We start from the raw sequence: 16,183 nt of genomic DNA, 5'->3' as shown, positions 1-16,183 counted from the left end.
GTAAGTTGCCACGCGAACCCACCCCCCGCCCGATCTGGGTGGGGGCCCAGATTGGCAGGAGGGTACGACAGTTTCGAGCTGTAGCGGGTAGTTAGTGGCGCGCCTTGGGGGTGACCAGGCCGGTTTCGTACGCGGTGATGACGAGTTGGGCTCGGTCGCGGGCGGCGAGCTTGGCCAGGAGGTGGCCGACGTGCGTCTTCACCGTGCCGATGCCGACGCCCAGTTGGGTGGCGATCTCGGTGTTGGACAGGCCGCGTGCGATCAGCGCCAAGACCTCGCGTTCGCGGTCGGTGACACCGGACAGACCAGCGACCTGCCGGGCGGGCATCCGTACGAACTCGGCGATCAAGCGCCGCGTGACGCTCGGTGCCAGCAGGCAGTCGCCGGCGGCGACCACGCGGATGGCCTCCAGCAGCTCGGCCGGCGGCGTGTCCTTGAGCAGAAAGCCGCTCGCGCCGGCGTGCAGCGCCGCGAACACCGACGCGTCCAGGTCGAACATCGTCAGGATCAGCACGCGCACGTCCGGCAGCTCGGCGCAGATCAGCCTGGTCGCCTCGATGCCGTCCATCTCCGGCATGCGTACGTCCATCAGTACGACGTCCGGCCGGTCCTGCCGCGCGAGCGCCACCGCCTCCGCGCCGGTCACCGCCTCGCCGACCGAGACCAGATCCCCCGCTGTGTCGATGAGTACGCGAAAACTGCCGCGCAACAGGGCCTGGTCGTCGGCCACGAGGACCCGGATCATGCCGGCACCGGCAGCCGCGCGCTCACCGAGAAGCCGCCTTCCGGACGTGGACCGGCCGCGAACGTGCCGCCATACATGAGTACGCGCTCACGCATCCCCACCAACCCGTGGCCATCCTCGCCGAGCCCGGCACGTACGCCGTCATCGGTCACCGAAACCCGCACCTGCCGGCCGTCGCCAGCCACCGTGACCTGGCATGACGTCGGCGCCGCGTGCTTGGCGACGTTGGTCAGCGCCTCCTGCACGATCCGATAGACGGTCAGCTCCAACCCCTCCGGCAGCTCCGCCACGCCGTCGACCGCCAGCCGCACGCGTACGCCGGCCGCCTCGGCACGCTCGACCAGCGCCGGCAGCGCGGACAGCTTCGGCAGCTCCACCGGATCGGGGCCGCGGAGCAGGCCGAGCAGCTGCCGCATCTCGGTCAACGCGCTGCGGCTGGTCGTCTCGATGTCCCGCAACGCGTGTTCGGCCTCCTCCGGTCGTACGCGCATCACGTGGTTGGCGACACCGGCCTTCACCGCGATCACGCCGATGCTGTGCGCCACGATGTCGTGCAGCTCTCGCGCGATCCGCAGTCGCTCGTCCACGACCGCGTGCTCAGCCAGCTGCTCGGCCGCGCGCCGCCGAGCCAGCCGCCGGTCGCGTACCAGCCGGCCGAGCGTCCACGCCATCCCCAGCGCGACCCCGCCGAGCACCACCCAGGCGATCTGGATGACGACCGCCCTACCCCCGCTGATCAGCGCCAACACCAGACCGACGAAGCTGAGCGCGGCAACCGTCACGGTCAGCCATCGGTGCCGACCAGGACGATTCACGGCCACCAGATAGAGCACGTACGCCGCCGCCAAGAACGGGTCGGTGATCGCGCCGACCAAGTGGGCGCCGATGGAAACCGTAAAGGTGGCAAGGAAAACCGGCACCGGCGCGAGCCGCCGCGCCGCCATCGCGACGGCCAGGGCGGCGACCACCACCCAGGTCAGCCAGCTGGCCGGCCGCGGGCCAGGCGACAGTGGCGAAAGCAGCGCGTACGCCAGCGCGACCGCGGCGTCGATAGCAACCAGCTCGCGCATCCGCAGCGAGCGGCCGGTCGGTTCGGTCACCAGGCGACGATATCCGCCGAGGTCAGCTGCCGCCTCTGACGTGGGGCGGAGGTTTCTCCGACCACGGTCAGAGGCGGACGTCCGCTCGCGCTCCGATGTGCCCCGACGATCGGTGCGGCAGCTTGGTTGCCGTGATAATCAAACTTCTCGCCGCCGCGGCGCTCACCGCGGCGGTCTTGACGCCGACGACGAGCGTTTCGTCGCTGGACTGGGGCGACTGTCCTGGCGGTGACGGCAAGATCGGCATGCAATGCGCGCCGCTGACCGTACCGCTGGACTGGTCCAACCCCAACGGCCGCAAGGTCACCCTCATGCTCGGACGACTCAAAGCCGACGACCCCGACGCCGGCACCGTACTGGTCAACTTCGGCGGCCCCGGCGCAGCCGGCATCTCGTTCATGCGTGACTACGAGACGACCATCGACCCGTTCCCGTTCGAGAAACTGCGACACAAAATGAACGTCGTCACCTGGGATCCACGCGGCTATCCCGGGCTGAGCAAACCGTCGCTCGATTCGTCGTGCGTCACCCGACTGCCAGACACGACGCGGCGCATGCCGGCTTTGCCACGCAACCAGGCCGAATTCGGCAAGCAGCAGGCCACCAGCCGGGCGCTCGCCGACGCATGTCGGCCGCAGGACCCAGGACTGTTCGACAACATGCACACCGCGGCCAACGTTCGTGACATGGACGCGATCCGCGACGCCTTGCATATTGACAACATCGACCTCTACATGGGGTCGTACGGCGGCGTCTACGGCCAGTCGTACGCGCGCGAATATCCGATGCGAGTCCGCCGGATGGTGCTGGACAGCACGGGCGACCACACCACCGACTACGCGTCGACCCAGCAGCGAATCGCCGGTGACAACCTGGTCCGCTGGAATCGGTTCGCCGACTGGTGCGCCGCCGACACGGCATGCGCGCTGCATGGGCGGAACGTGTCGGCCACCTGGCGGAGTCTGATCGCGCGGGCCAACCGCCACGCGCTGCCGGTGTCACCGACCGCTGCCTTCGACGGCTCCACGCTCCAGGAGGTCGCCACCGGTGTCATGATCCGCGGCGGCGGCCCCGCCGAATGGGCACCATTCGCCAAGGCGATCAAGGATGGCACGGCCGGCGACGGCTCCGGCTTCGCGGCCGATCCGGCGCATCCGTACCCGATCAGCAGTTATCCGGTGTCGGAATGCCATGAGTGGCCCAGGCTCGACTATCGGCAGTACGCCACGCTCTCGGCACGGCTGGACCGGATCGACCCCAACCTCGGCGCGGCCGGCACGATGATCCCGTTCGCGCTGAGCTGCGTCGGCTGGCCGGGATCGGTGGTCAATCCGCCGCGGCCGCTGCCAGCCGGCCTGCCACCGGTGCTCGGCGTCGGCGCCTGGGGCGACTTTCCGGCCACCAATCGGATCATCCGGCAACTGCCCGGCAGCCGGATGATCTATCACGACGGCTACGGCCACGAGCTCTACGCGACGGGCAACGCCTGCGTGATCGACCACGTCGACACCTATTTCATCACCGGCTCGCTGCCACCAGCGACGACAACCTGCTGAGGCCATCGCATGAAGACAATCCTCGCCATCGCCGCGCTCGCCGCGGCACTCGTGACACCCGTACGGAACCAGTCGCTGGACTGGGGCGACTGTCCTGGCGGTGGCGGCAAGATCGGCATGCAATGCGCGCCGCTGACCGTACCGCTGGACTGGTCCAACCCCAACGGCCGCAAGGTCACCCTCATGCTCGGACGACTCAAAGCCGACGACCCCGACGCCGGCACCGTACTGGTCAACTTCGGCGGCCCCGGCGCAGCCGGCATCTCGTTCATGCGTGACTACGAGACGACCATCGACCCGTTCCCGTTCGAGAAACTGCGACACAAAATGAACGTCGTCACCTGGGATCCACGCGGCTATCCCGGGCTGAGCAAACCGTCGCTCGATCTCAGCTGCCTGTCCAAGGTCCCCGTCGAGCTGCGCCGAACGCCGCCACTTCCTCGCGACGCGAAGGAATTCCGCCAAGCACAGGCCAACAGTCGCACCGTCGCCGACGCCTGCCGCGCGCAGGACCCGGACATCCTCGACCACATGGACAGCGCGAGCAACGTCCACGACATGGAAGCGATCCGGACAGCGCTCGGGGCCGGCCAGTTGAACCTTTACATGGGCTCGTACGGCAGCGTCTACGGCCAGGTGTACGCGCAAAAGTTTCCCAACCGCGTACGCACGATGGTGCTCGACGGACCGCTCGACCACAGCGCCGACTACTGGCGCTCGACAGAGGCGGCGACCGCCGACATCCTGCCGGCGTGGCAGCGGTTCACCGGCTGGTGCGGGAAAACCGCGACCTGCGCCATGCACGGCCAGGACATCGCGGGCCAGTGGCAGCGAGCCGTACGCGACGCCGACCGCAAGCCGTTGCCAGGCCCCAACGGGTCGCACTTCGACGGCAGCACGCTTCAGGAACTGGCCAGCGACGCGGTCAAGTTCGCCGCCGGCCCGGCAGACTGGACGAGGCTGGCCACCGCCATCCAGCGGACCACGGCCGGCGATCCGTCCGGCTTCGTCGTCGATCCGGCACACCCGTATCCGAACGGCTATCCGACCTCGGAATGCCGCGACTGGCCGCGGCCGGACTATGCGCGGTATGCCAGCGAAAGGGCGCGGCTGAACCGGATCGACCCGAACTTCGCAGGCGCGGCGCAGCTGACCTGGCAGGTGTACTGCAGCGGCTGGCCGGTCGGCGTCAGCGCACCGCCGGCGCCGCTGCCGGCCGGTCTGGCGCCGCTGCTCGGCGTCGGAAGTTGGAGCGATTACGCGGTGGCCGCACGCATCGTCGGACGCGTGCCCGGCAGCTCCACCGTCCGATACGACGGCGCGGGTCACGAGCTCTACGCGACCGGTAACACCTGCGTGATCGCGCATGTCGACAGCTACCTCACCACCGGGCACCTTCCACCGCGCGGCACCACCTGCTGAAAAATGCCGCAACGCCTCGTTACCGGCAGCTGGCGCCAGTAACGCGGCGTTGCGGCAAAAGCTAGGCCCAGAGTTGGCCTTCGAGGGCGGCCTCGGCCTCGGCGATCGTCCCGGCGTACGCGCCAGTGGACAAGTATTTCCAGCCGGCGTCGGCCACCACGAAGGCGATGTCGGCCTTCTGGCCCTCCTTCGCCGCCTGGTATGCGATCGACAGGGCGGCATGCAGCACGCAGCCGGTCGAGATGCCGGCGAAGATGCCCTCGACCTCGATCAACTGCCGCGTACGCAGCAGCGCGTCCCGGCCACCGACGGAGAACCGCCTGGTGAGTACGGACGCGTCGTACAACTCGGGGACGAACCCCTCGTCGACGTTGCGCAGGCCGTAGACGGCCTCGCCATAGCGCGGCTCGGCGGCGATGATCTGCACGTCCGGGAGCTTCTCGCGCAGGAACCGGCCGGTGCCCATCAGCGTGCCGGTCGTCCCCAGACCGGCCACGAAATGCGTGAGCGTCGGCAGGTCACGCAGCAGCTCCGGACCCGTCGTCTCATAGTGAGCGCGCGCGTTGGCCTCGTTGCCGTACTGGTAGAGCATCACCCAGTCCGGATGGTCGCCGGCGATCTCCTTGGCCATCGCGACGGCCTGGTTGGAGCCACCGGCGGCCGGCGACGCGATGATCTCCGCTCCGTACATGGTGAGCAGCTGCCGGCGCTCCTCGGAGGTGTTCTCCGGCATCACGCAGACCAGCCGGTAACCCTTCAGTCGCGCCACCATGGCCAGCGCGATGCCGGTGTTTCCGCTGGTCGGCTCCAGGATCGTCGCACCGGGGCGGAGCCGGCCGTCGCGCTCGGCGGCCTCGATCATGAACAGCGCCGCGCGGTCCTTGATCGAGCCGGTCGGGTTGCGGTCCTCGAGCTTGGCCCACAGTCGTACGTCCGCGCTCGGCGACAGCCGCGGCAGGCCGACCAGCGGCGTGTCGCCGAGGGCCGCGATCAGCGACTCGTAGCGCGCCATCGCGAGCTCAGCCGCCGGCGACGGCCGGCAGGATGGTGACCGAGTCGCCGTCGCTGAGCTTGGTCTCCAGCGCGCCGGTGAACCGTACGTCCTCGTCGTTGACGTAGATGTTGACGAAGCGGTGCAGGTCACCGGACTCGGTGATCAGCCGGCCGCGCAGGCCGGCGTGCTGGCCGTCGAGGTCGGTCAGCAGCGCGTCGAGCGTGTCGCCCGAGCCGCTGACGGTCTTCGCGCCGCCGGTGTACGTGCGCAGGATGGTCGGGATGCGTACCTCGATGGCCATGGCCGGTCGTTCTCCTCGGTTTTCGGACTACTTAACAGGCGGCAACAACACTCAGGTGTCGGATGATTCCGTGATCTCGACGTCTTCCTCGGTGACCTCGCCGGCCACGATCCGGTACGAGCGGAACTCGACGGTCTCCGCGTCACGCGTGCTGACCAGCACATAGTGCGGGTTGGGCAGCAGCTGCGCATAGCCGTCGGCATAGCTCACGTCCGTACGCGACGGATAGGCCTCGGTCGCCGTGTGCGAGTGGTAGACCACGGTGATCTCGTCGTCGCGGTCGTCGATCTGCTGATAGACCCTGTTCCACTCGTTGTCGTCGAACCGGTAGAAGGTCGGCGACCGCTCGGCGTTGAGCATCGGGATCACCCGCTCGGCCAGGTCGCTGCCGGCCGGCCCGGTGACCAGCCCACACGCCTCGTCGGGGTGGTCCTTACGAGCGTGCGCGACGATCGCGTCGTACACCTGCCGCGTCAGCTTCAGCACAACACGCAAGGCTACAGGCCCACCCCTGCTCCCTCTCCCTCGTGTGACACACACCGTCACGTACGGGTTGGTCGCATGGCCACCATGCGTGCGCTGGACGCACGCATGGTGGCCATGCGACCACGCCGTACGTGACAGAGGGTCAGAGGTCGTCGTCGGAGAAGTCGGGAGTCGTCCCCATCAGGGCCGACACCAGCGTCTCGGACAGCAGGCCGGCGTACTGGTACATGGCGGCGGTGCCGGCGACTGCCTGGTCGGCGGAGGCGAAGGCGTCCTCCAGCCGTTCCTCGGCCGTCTCGTCGTCCTCGATCTCCAGGCGTACGGCCAACACCAGCCGCAGGTCGGTCAGCGCACGCAGCCAGCCGTCGGCCTGCTCGTCGGTCAGCGACACCTCGCCGCCGTCCTCGGGCAGGCCGTCGTACAACATCCGCATCCGCTCGACCTTGCCGGCGCGCAGCGCGTCCTCGGTGAAGGCACGCGCGCGGCCGGAGGCCTCCGGGTCGTCCTTGTACGCGTCCGGCAGCAGCCGGTGCAGCGCCGGGTCCTCCGGCGGCTCGGTCACCTCGCCGAGCCCGGCCAGCTGCTCGAACGGGTCCGGCACCCCACTGGCCGCCGGGTCGTCCGGGTCGGCGCCGAGCAGCATCAGCATCTGGCCGGCGAAGTGCCGGAACACCTCGGCCTCGATGCCGTCGAAGTACGCGACGATCCGCTCACCGGAGCGGTGGAAACCCAGCACTCAGCTGTCCCGCGAGACGGTGGCCCACAGGCCGTACGCGTGCAGCTTCGCCACGTCGGCCTCCATCTCGTCGTGGCTGCCGCGCGACACGACGGCGCGTCCCTTCTGGTGGACGTCCAGCATCAACCGGGTCGCTTTCTGCTTGGAATAGCCGAAAACCTTCTGGAACACGTACGTCACGTAGGACATCAGGTTGACCGGATCGTTCCACACGATGGTGAGCCACGGCGGGTCGGCCTCGGCGGTGGTGTCCTCGAAGACCACGGCGTCCGGCTCGGCGGTCGCGGTGGCACCGGCCGGCGCGCCGGGAACGGTTGCGGTTGTCCGCGGAAACGTAGCCATCGGATCCATCGTGCCACCCGCCGCTCGGTGCGGCAGCGCCGGTTCGCCACCTGCTATGTCCGGTTACGACTGGTTTTGCGGTCAACTCGACACGACAAGGTGGACCAACGCCGTTAGGGTGCGAAACACCCCCCGACCGAGCAGAGGTGGTGCATATGCGCATACGGACAATGGAAAAACTCCGATGAGCGGTTTTCTGGGGGAATTCTGGGGTTATCTGACATCCCGCTCCCAACAGCTCATCTTCGACAGCACCATGCATGCCAGCGCGGTCGCGCAGAGCATGCTGCTGGCCATCGTCATCGCCGTCGCGATCGGCATCCTGGTCTACCGCAGCGAGCGGCTGACCAACATCGCGGTGGCCAGCACCAGCACGATCCTGACCTTCCCCTCGTTCGCGTTGCTCGGCCTGCTGATCCCGTTCCTCGGGTTGGGCGTACGGCCGACGGTCACCGCGTTGGTGCTCTACGCGCTGCTGCCGATCGTCCGCAACACGGTCGTCGGCCTGCGCGGTGTCGACCCGGCGATGACCGAGGCCGCACAGGGCATCGGCATGCCGCGGTGGCGCGTACTGGCGCTGGTCGAGCTGCCGCTGGCCTGGCCGGCGATCCTCGCCGGCATCCGGGTGAGCACGCAGATGACCATGGGGATCGCCGCGCTGGCCGCCTTCGCCGCCGGTCCCGGCCTGGGAAACCAGATCCTCGGCGGCCTGAACCGGATCGGCGCCACCAACGCGGTCAGCGAGGCGCTCGCCGGCACGCTCGGCGTCGCCATCCTGGCCATCCTGTTCGACATCGTGCTGATCATCATCGGCCGGCTGACCATCTCAAGGGGGATCCGTGTCTGAGTCCACCGTCGTGGAGCGCAAGAACGACGGCGGCCGTGCCGTACACGGCGCGCCGATCGAGCTCGAGCACGTCACGAAGCGGTACGCCGGTCAGCAACAACCGGCCGTCGACGACTTCTCCATGCACGTCAACGCCGGTGAGATCGTCGTCTTCGTCGGGCCGTCCGGCTGCGGCAAGACGACCACCATGAAGATGATCAACCGGCTGATCGAGCCGACCTCCGGCAAGATCATGCTCGGGGACCAGGACGTGACCCGCCTGGAGGCCGCCGAGCTGCGCCGCCGGATCGGATACGCGATCCAGCAGGTCGGCCTGTTCCCGCACATGACCATCGCGCAAAACGTCGCGCAGGTGCCGACGATGCTGCGCTGGGACAAGCAGCGGATCAGGGCCAGGGTCGACGAGATGCTCGACCTGACCGGCCTGGACCCGGACACCTTCCGGCACCGCTATCCGCGTCAGCTCTCCGGTGGTCAGCAGCAGCGCGTCGGCGTGGCGCGCGCGCTCGCCGCCGACCCGCCGGTGCTGCTGATGGACGAGCCGTTCGGCGCGGTCGACCCGATCACCCGCGGCAACCTGCAGGACGAGCTGCTCAACCTGCAGAGCCAGCTGGGCAAGACGATCGTGTTCGTCACGCACGACTTCGACGAGGCCATCAAGCTCGGCGACCGGATCGCGGTGCTCGGCAACCAGTCCAAGATCCTGCAGTACGACACGCCGGAGGCGATCCTGGCCGCGCCGGCCGACGACACCGTCGCCGGTTTCGTCGGCGGTGGCGCGACGATCCGGCAGCTCGGCCTGCGCCGGGTCAGCGACCTGGAGCTCGGTACGGTGCCGACCGCGCAGGTCGGCGTCGATGCCGCCGAGGCACGCAAACTGATCGGCTCCGAGCGCTATCTTTTGTTGCTGGACAAGAACAAGCGTCCGGCCGAGTGGGTGCACGCGCGTAACCTCGCCAACGCCACCGGCAGCATCCGCTCCGGCGGCCACCACGTCGGCGACACGGTCGCGCGGCGCTCGACGCTGGTCGACGCGCTCGACGCGATCCTCACCGAAGGCGGCGGCTATGCGGCGGTCACCGGCGAGCGCGGCGAGTACGTCGGGATCGTACGGATCGACCAGATCATGAACAAGATCACCGAGATCCGCGAGGCGCAGGAGAACCACAGCGGAGAAGGCGAGAGCTGATGGCTGTCACCACTCTCGACCCATCCGACGTCTCGGCCGAGGTCGCCAGAGGCGAGGAGCCGCGCCGGCAGAGCGGCCGGCGGCTGCTGTTCACGCCGGTCGCGCTGCTGGTGCTCGGTGTGGCGTATCTGGTGTACGCCTTCGCCATCCCGAAGGACGCCATCGAGCTGCAGTACATCACCGGCGCCAAGATCGGCTGGCTGACCTGGCAGCACGTCCTGCTGACCATCACCTCGGCGGCGCTGGTCATCGTGATCGGCATCCCGCTCGGCATCCTCCTGACCCGCCGGCCGCTGCGTTTCCTGGCCGCGCCGATCACGCTGATCGCCAACCTCGGCCAGGCCATCCCGGTGATCGGCCTGCTGGTGCTGCTGGCCGTGCTGTTCGTGCAGGCCGGCTTCTTCGGCTTCTGGCTCACCGTCACAGCCTGCGTCCTCTACGGCATCCTGCCGGTGCTGCGCAACACCATCACCGGCATCGACGCGCTGGACCCCGCTCTGATCGAGGCGGCCCGCGGCATCGGCATGACGCCGTGGCGCGTGCTGACCCGGGTCGAGCTGCCGCTGGCCGTGCCGTACATCCTGGCCGGCCTGCGTACGACGCTGGTGCTGGTCGTCGGCGTGGCGACCCTCGGCACCTTCGTCAGCGCCGGCGGCCTCGGCGACCTGATCAGCGTCGGCATCACGTTGCAACGGCCGATCCTGCTGTTCACCGGTGGCGTGCTGGCGGTGTTGCTGGCGCTGTTCATCGACTGGATCGGCGGCATCGTCGAGCGTTTCCTGACACCGAAGGGGCTGTGACATGCGACCTGTCACCGGACTGCGATCACCGGCTTTGCGCGTCCTCGCGGCACCGGTCGCACTGGTGCTGGCCGCGACCCTGGCGCTGACCGGTTGCGGTCTGCAGACCGGATCGGCGTACGTGGCCAACGTACAGCCGGCCTCCATCAAGGAAATCCCGGCGCTGAAGGGCCAGCCGATCGTCGTAGGTTCGAAGGACTTCGACGAGCAGCTCGTCATCGGCGCCATCGCGGTGATCGCGTTGAAGGCCGCCGGCGCCGGCGTCATCGACCGTACGAACATCAAGGGGTCGGACAGCCAGCGGCGCGCGCTGCTGGCCGGTGGCGTGGACCTGGAATGGGAATACACCGGCACCGGCTGGCTTTCCTATCTGCAGCAGGCAAAGCCGATCCAGGACTCTCACCAGCAGTGGCTGGCGGTCAAGAAAGCGGACGCCAAGAACGGCATCACCTGGCTGCCACCGGCGCCGTTGGACAACACGTACGCCTTCGCCGTGACACCGGAGAACCAGAAGAAATACAACCTGCACAAGATCTCCGACATCGGCCGACTGATCAAGGAAAACCCGCAGGCGGCGACTTTCTGTGTGGAGAGCGAGTTCGCCGCGCGGCCGGACGGCATCCCGGGCGTGGAGAAGACGTACGGCTTCAAGGTGCCCAACCCGTCGCAGAACATCCAGACGATGGCGACCGGCCTGGTCTACAACCGTACGGACCAGGGGGCCTGCACCTTCGGCGAGGTTTTCACCACCGATGGCCGGATCGGCGGCCTCGGACTGAAACTGCTCGACGACGACCGTCAGTTTTTCCCCATCTACAACGCGGCCATCGTCGTACGCACCGAGGTTTTCCAGAAATACCCGCAGATCGCCGACCTGTTCGCGCCGATCTCCAAGGCGTTGACCAGTGAGGAAAGCCTGAAGCTGACCACCAAGGTGACCGTGCAGGGGCAGGACCCGACGCTGACCGCGTTGCAGTGGATGGTCGACAAGGGGTTCGTCCGCAGCTCGGACGCCAAGGACGGCGGCCAGACGTAAGAGGCTCAGGCAAACGCAGGACGTTTGGCCAGGATCGGTTGCGGCACTGGGAAACAGCTGTCGAAAGCGCTTACCATCGGGGCTCGTACGACCGCGGAGGCCCGATGACCGCACTGCCGCAGACCCGCCACCGGTCCTGGTACGTCCTCGCGTGCTGGCTGCTGCTCGGCTGGACGTTCAGTGCCGCCGACCGGTCGCTGACCGGCCCGGTGGTCACCTGGATGATCAACAACCACATCGGATTCATGGCCGAGGCGCGGTTGCCGTTCACCCTCGGCGGCCTGATCGGTGGCCTGTTTTTCGCCGGATACATGCTCACCCAGTTTCCCGGCGGCTATCTCGGCGACCGTTATGGCCACCGTACGATCATCGTCGTCAGCATCGTCTGGGCCGGCGTGGCGACCCTGCTCAACGGCGTGATCACCGGCCTGGCCGTGTTCGTCGCGATGCGGGTGCTCACCGGCCTCGGCGAAGGTGCGTACTATTCCAACGACCGCAGCCTGCTCGCCAAGCAGGTGCCGCCACGGCGGCTGAGTTTCGCGCTGGGACTGGTGATCACCGGCCTGGCGATCGGCATCACGCTGGCCATCCTGCTCGCGCCCGGCATGATCGCGGCCGGCATCGCGGCGCTCGGCAAGGCGCAGGCGTGGCGGATGCCGTTCCTCCTGCTCGGCATCGTCACGCTCGGCGTCGGCCTCGGACTTTTCCTTTATTTCCGCCGCCAAGGGCCGATGCCGCTCGGCCGCGCCACGCTCGCCCTGCTCGCCAACGCCGGCGTCGGCCTGGTCGCGGTGATGGCGGTGTATTTCATCGGTACGGGCATCGGCCTGACCGAGCTGCCGATCGCTGGCCTTGAGGTGCTGCTGGCGCTCGTACTCGTCGTCGTCATCCTGCGCGCTCGCCGCATCGACATCGGCCCGGTGTTGCGTAACCGCAGCATGGTGATGATCTATCTGTCCTATTTCGCCGTACTGTGGAATCTCTGGTTCTTCAGCTTCTGGTCGGTCGCGATCATCGCCGACGTCTCGAAAACCTCGTTTCTCTACGCGGCGGTCGTCGCGGCTTTCAATGCCGGCGCGGGCATCCTCGGCTTTCCCACCGGCGGATGGTTGTCCGACTACGCCGCACGCCGCGGCTGGGGCCGCAAGCCGATGTTGCTAGCCTTCACCGCGATCCAAGGCGTGTTGACGCTGGTTTTCGGGATATACCTGCTGTTCAGCCCAAAGCCGAACCCGATCGTCGCCGGCGTCCTGATTTTCGTCGCCAGCCTGTTCTTCAACGCACTGCAGCCGATCGGCCACGCCATGCTCGCGGAGCTGGCGCCGGAGAAATACCGCGGGTCGGCTTTCGGCATGCAGAACCTGATCGGCGAGATGGGCGCCGTACTGTCGCCGGCCGTCGGTGGCTATCTGCGTGACCTGACCGGATCCTGGACACAGGCCGTGCTGCTCGACGCGCTGATCATCTTCGGCTCCTTCGCCGTGCTGTCCTTCGTACGCGAGGCCCGGTCCCCCGCCAGTCCCGCCGGGTAGGAATGCACGCATGGCCACCATGCGTGCATCCTGCGGCGAGCCGATCGAAGGAGCGCCTTGATGCCATATGTGATGCTGGCGATCGCCATCGTCCTCATCGTGCTCGGCGTCGTCGTCATGAACCGCGGCGGCGGCATCAGCCACGACTGAGCGTACGCGTCAGCCAGACCACCTCACCTTTCTCATCCGTGTCGACGTGATCGCGTTGGAATCCGAGCTTCTCCAGCACACGGAGCGAAGGCGCGTTCCACGGGCGTACGGTCGCCCACAACCGCCCGCGACCGGTGGCGCTCGCGGCGTCGAGCACGACGCGAGCCGCCTCCGTCGCATAGCCACGACCATGCGCGCGGCGGACCAGCTCGTAGGCGATCTCTGGTTCCTCGACGGTCGCTCGGCCGACAGTCAAGCCGCAATAGCCGATGACATCGCCTTCGATGCGGCGGCACACCGGCAACAGCGAGATCCCGTTGCGCGCCGATGTCGCGAGAAGGGTCGCGATGCGTTCCCGGATCGCCTCGACCGTGGGCACCCCGTCACCCCGTTCGGCGACCAACGCGCGGTAGTCGCCGGCGTCCCTCTCCGACCAGGGACGCAGGGTCAGCCGCTCGGTCTCCAGATGCGTCGCCATCGGCTCGTACATGGCGACCACGCTGACATGCCGCTGGCCACATGACCAGCGCGGGGACCGGACCGCTCGCTAGTCTGTGCGACGTGACCGATCCGAGCACGTCCGCGCTGCTGACCGACCAGTACGAGCTGACCATGGTGGCCGCCGCGCTGGCCGACGGCACGGCCGACCGGGACTGCGTTTTCGAGGTGTTCGCCAGGCGGCTGCCCGAGAGCCGCCGGTTTGGCGTGGTCGCCGGCACCGGACGGCTGCTGGAGGAGCTGCAACGCTTCCGGTTCGGCGCGGCGGAGCTGGAGTTTCTGGAGCGGTGCGGCATCGTGGCGCAGCCGATGCTGGACTGGCTGGCCAGCTACGAGTTCAGCGGCGACATCGACGGCTACGCCGAAGGTGAGCTCTACTTCCCCGGCTCGCCGATCCTGACCGTACGCGGCACGTTCGCCGAGGCGGTCATCCTGGAGACGCTCGCGTTGTCGGTGCTCAACTACGACTCCGCGGTCGCATCGGCGGCGGCGCGGATGGTCAACGCGGCCAGCGACCGCGCGCTGATCGAGATGGGGTCGCGGCGCACCGGCGAGCATTCGGCCGTGGCCGCCGCTCGTGCTGCCTACCTGGCCGGTTTCTCGGCGACCAGCAACCTGGAGGCCGGCCGCCGATACGGTGTGCCGACCGCGGGCACCGCGGCGCACGCCTTCACCCTGTTGCACGACCGCGAGGGTGAGGCTTTCGCCGCACAGATCAAGACTCTCGGCGCCGGCACCACGTTGCTGGTCGACACGTACGACATCAACGCCGGCGTGAAGGCGGCCATCGAGGCGGCCGGCCCGCAGCTCGGCGCGGTCCGCATCGACTCCGGCGACCTGGGCGTACTCGCCATGCAAACCCGCCGCCAGCTCGACGAACTTGGCGCCAAAGACACCAAAATCGTGCTCTCCGGCGACCTCGACGAGTTTGCCATCGCCGCGCTCGGCGCCGCACCGGTCGACGTTTACGGTGTCGGTACGTCGCTGGTCACCGGCTCCGGCGCGCCGACCGCCGGCATGGTCTACAAGCTGGTCGAGGTCGACGGCCGGCCGGTTGCCAAGCGCAGCGAGGGAAAACCGTCCCGCGGTGGTGCGAAAGCCGCGCTGCGCCGGCACAAACCCAGCGGCACCGCGATCGAAGAGGTGGTCATCGCCGGCGCTCGCGAGGTCGAGCCTGGTCCAGGCGAGCGCGCATTGCAGGTGCCGTTGGTGCGCAACGGAAAACTCGTCCGCCAGCCGGACCTGGCGGCCGCCCGGCGCGACCTGCGCGAGCGAATGGTGACGCTGCCGTGGGACGGCCTGAAACTGTCCAGGGGCGAGCCGGCGATCCCGACCGTCTTCGAGGAAGCCAAACCAAAATGACCTACCGCACCGATACGGCTCTGATCGTCGTCGACGTACAAAACGACTTCGCCGACCCGAAAGGCGGCCTCTATGTGGCCGACGGGGAGGAAACCGTGCCGGTGGTGAACGCCGAGATCGCCGCCGCGCAAGCCGCCCAGGCGCCGGTTTTCTACACGCAGGACTGGCATCCGCCGGTCACGCCGCATTTCGCCAAGGACGGCGGGGTGTGGCCGGTGCACTGCGTGGCCGGCACTTGGGGCGCCGAGCTACATCCAGAGCTGACCGTCGATGGTCCGGTCGTACGCAAAGGCGTTGGCGGCGAGGACGGCTATTCCGGTTTTTCGGTGCGTGACCCGGTTTCCGACGACGTGACGGCCACCGAGCTGGACAGCCTGCTGAAAGCCAGGTCGGTGCGTCACGTCGTCGTCACCGGCCTCGCCGGCGATGTTTGTGTGAAGGCAACGGCATTGGACGCGAAACGGCTCGGCTATTCGGTGACCGTGCCGGTCGCCGCCACGCGTTTCGTCAACCTCCAGCCTGGCGATGATGCGCGCGCCGTCGAGGAAATGCGCGCCGCCGGCATCGACGTGGTCGAGTGATCGATTCGAGCAGGGACGAGCGGATCGCGCTCGTACGCTCGCTGGGCAAATCTAGGCGCCGCCCGGGCGCGAGTTCGCGCTCGCCGCGCAGACGTTGCGGCATTCAACGTACGCTGGCCGTTTCGCCGAGCGCCGGGTTTCTTGCGTCGCTCGCCGAGCGCCGGGTTTCTTGCGTCGCTCGCCGAGCGCCGGGTCTCTTGCGTCGCTCGCCGAGCGCCGGGTCTCTTGCGTCGCTCGCCGAGCGCCGGGTCTCTTGCGTCGCTCGCCGAGCGCCGGGACTCTGCCGACACTCGCCGACCGCCGCGTTTTCAGCGGCATCAAACGCCGAGCGACGCCATTCATGCGTCACACGCCGACCGCCGGACTTTCTCGCGGCGTACGCCCAGCGCCGCGTTTCTCGCGCCCCTCGCCGAGCGCCGAGACATTGCCGACGCTCGCCGACTGCCGAGACTTCTCCGACGCTTAGCGACTGCCACGTTTTCAGCGGCATCAAACGCCGAGCGACG

17 protein-coding genes are annotated in these 16,183 nt (G+C 68.2%); 9 read left to right on the top strand and 8 right to left on the bottom strand.

Going from position 1 to position 16,183, the window contains the following annotated elements:
* Positions 1-91: 91 nt before the first annotated feature.
* Both GNX95_RS22265 and GNX95_RS22260 read right to left on the bottom strand, forming a co-directional pair.
* Positions 92-745, bottom strand: coding sequence for a response regulator (locus GNX95_RS22265; protein ID WP_163509322.1), 654 nt, complete (start codon positions 743-745; stop codon positions 92-94).
* Positions 742-1,845, bottom strand: a complete 1,104-nt coding sequence (locus GNX95_RS22260) for a sensor histidine kinase (RefSeq protein ID WP_222853815.1) — start codon at positions 1,843-1,845, stop codon at positions 742-744. The genes GNX95_RS22265 and GNX95_RS22260 overlap by 4 nt, the downstream gene beginning before the upstream one ends.
* Before the next feature lie 131 nt (positions 1,846-1,976).
* On the opposite strand from GNX95_RS22260, the gene GNX95_RS22255 reads away from it, so the two are divergent.
* Positions 1,977-3,401, top strand: a complete 1,425-nt coding sequence (locus GNX95_RS22255; protein ID WP_163509321.1) for an alpha/beta hydrolase — start codon at positions 1,977-1,979, stop codon at positions 3,399-3,401.
* Between the two features lie 9 nt (positions 3,402-3,410).
* Complete coding sequence (locus tag GNX95_RS22250) at positions 3,411-4,823, top strand: alpha/beta hydrolase (protein WP_163509320.1); 1,413 nt, start codon at positions 3,411-3,413, stop codon at positions 4,821-4,823.
* Positions 4,824-4,884: 61 nt separating this feature from the next.
* Here the strand turns inward: GNX95_RS22250 and GNX95_RS22245 are convergent, their stop codons facing one another.
* The 5 genes from GNX95_RS22245 to clpS all read right to left on the bottom strand — a co-directional run bounded on the left by GNX95_RS22245 (position 4,885) and on the right by clpS (position 7,691).
* Complete coding sequence (locus GNX95_RS22245) at positions 4,885-5,835, bottom strand: PLP-dependent cysteine synthase family protein (RefSeq protein WP_163509319.1); 951 nt, start codon at positions 5,833-5,835, stop codon at positions 4,885-4,887.
* Between the two features lie 7 nt (positions 5,836-5,842).
* Positions 5,843-6,118 (bottom strand): MoaD/ThiS family protein, encoded by a 276-nt coding sequence (locus GNX95_RS22240; RefSeq protein WP_163509318.1) that lies wholly within the window; start codon positions 6,116-6,118, stop codon positions 5,843-5,845.
* Between the two features lie 51 nt (positions 6,119-6,169).
* Positions 6,170-6,604 (bottom strand): M67 family metallopeptidase, encoded by a 435-nt coding sequence (locus tag GNX95_RS22235; protein WP_163509317.1) that lies wholly within the window; start codon positions 6,602-6,604, stop codon positions 6,170-6,172.
* Between the two features lie 142 nt (positions 6,605-6,746).
* Complete coding sequence (locus tag GNX95_RS22230) at positions 6,747-7,340, bottom strand: DUF2017 domain-containing protein (protein ID WP_163509316.1); 594 nt, start codon at positions 7,338-7,340, stop codon at positions 6,747-6,749.
* A complete protein-coding gene (clpS, locus tag GNX95_RS22225) occupies positions 7,341-7,691 on the bottom strand; it encodes an ATP-dependent Clp protease adapter ClpS (RefSeq protein WP_163509315.1) in 351 nt (116 codons plus the stop codon).
* Between the two features lie 175 nt (positions 7,692-7,866).
* On the opposite strand from clpS, the gene GNX95_RS22220 reads away from it, so the two are divergent.
* The 5 genes from GNX95_RS22220 to GNX95_RS22200 all read left to right on the top strand — a co-directional run bounded on the left by GNX95_RS22220 (position 7,867) and on the right by GNX95_RS22200 (position 13,086).
* Positions 7,867-8,529, top strand: coding sequence for an ABC transporter permease (locus tag GNX95_RS22220; protein WP_163509314.1), 663 nt, complete (start codon positions 7,867-7,869; stop codon positions 8,527-8,529).
* Positions 8,522-9,718 (top strand): ABC transporter ATP-binding protein, encoded by a 1,197-nt coding sequence (locus tag GNX95_RS22215; protein WP_425483909.1) that lies wholly within the window; start codon positions 8,522-8,524, stop codon positions 9,716-9,718. The genes GNX95_RS22220 and GNX95_RS22215 overlap by 8 nt, the downstream gene beginning before the upstream one ends.
* Positions 9,718-10,518, top strand: coding sequence for an ABC transporter permease (locus GNX95_RS22210; protein ID WP_163509313.1), 801 nt, complete (start codon positions 9,718-9,720; stop codon positions 10,516-10,518). The genes GNX95_RS22215 and GNX95_RS22210 overlap by 1 nt, the downstream gene beginning before the upstream one ends.
* Position 10,519: 1 nt before the next feature.
* Entirely contained in the window at positions 10,520-11,554 is a 1,035-nt protein-coding gene (locus tag GNX95_RS22205; RefSeq protein WP_163509312.1) for a glycine betaine ABC transporter substrate-binding protein, read from the top strand.
* A gap of 104 nt (positions 11,555-11,658) precedes the next feature.
* The gene (locus tag GNX95_RS22200) at positions 11,659-13,086 is read left to right on the top strand and encodes an MFS transporter (protein ID WP_163509311.1); all 1,428 of its coding nucleotides are present in this window, start codon (positions 11,659-11,661) and stop codon (positions 13,084-13,086) included.
* 136 nt (positions 13,087-13,222) lie between these two features.
* On the opposite strand, the gene GNX95_RS22195 is transcribed toward GNX95_RS22200, so the two are convergent.
* Positions 13,223-13,726: a GNAT family N-acetyltransferase gene (locus GNX95_RS22195; RefSeq protein ID WP_222853814.1), complete on the bottom strand. Its 504-nt coding sequence runs from the start codon at positions 13,724-13,726 to the stop codon at positions 13,223-13,225.
* A gap of 29 nt (positions 13,727-13,755) precedes the next feature.
* Between GNX95_RS22195 and GNX95_RS22190 the strand changes: the two genes are divergently transcribed.
* On the top strand, positions 13,756-15,096 hold the full coding sequence (locus GNX95_RS22190; protein ID WP_163509310.1) for a nicotinate phosphoribosyltransferase: 1,341 nt from the start codon (positions 13,756-13,758) through the stop codon (positions 15,094-15,096).
* Positions 15,093-15,677: an isochorismatase family protein gene (locus GNX95_RS22185; RefSeq protein ID WP_163509309.1), complete on the top strand. Its 585-nt coding sequence runs from the start codon at positions 15,093-15,095 to the stop codon at positions 15,675-15,677. The genes GNX95_RS22190 and GNX95_RS22185 overlap by 4 nt, the downstream gene beginning before the upstream one ends.
* Positions 15,678-16,183: the final 506 nt, after the last annotated feature.

Source organism: Fodinicola acaciae (genome assembly GCF_010993745.1).
GTDB classification, from domain to species: Bacteria; Actinomycetota; Actinomycetes; order Mycobacteriales; family HKI-0501; genus Fodinicola; species Fodinicola acaciae.
This window is presented reverse-complemented; position numbering and strand designations above follow the sequence as displayed.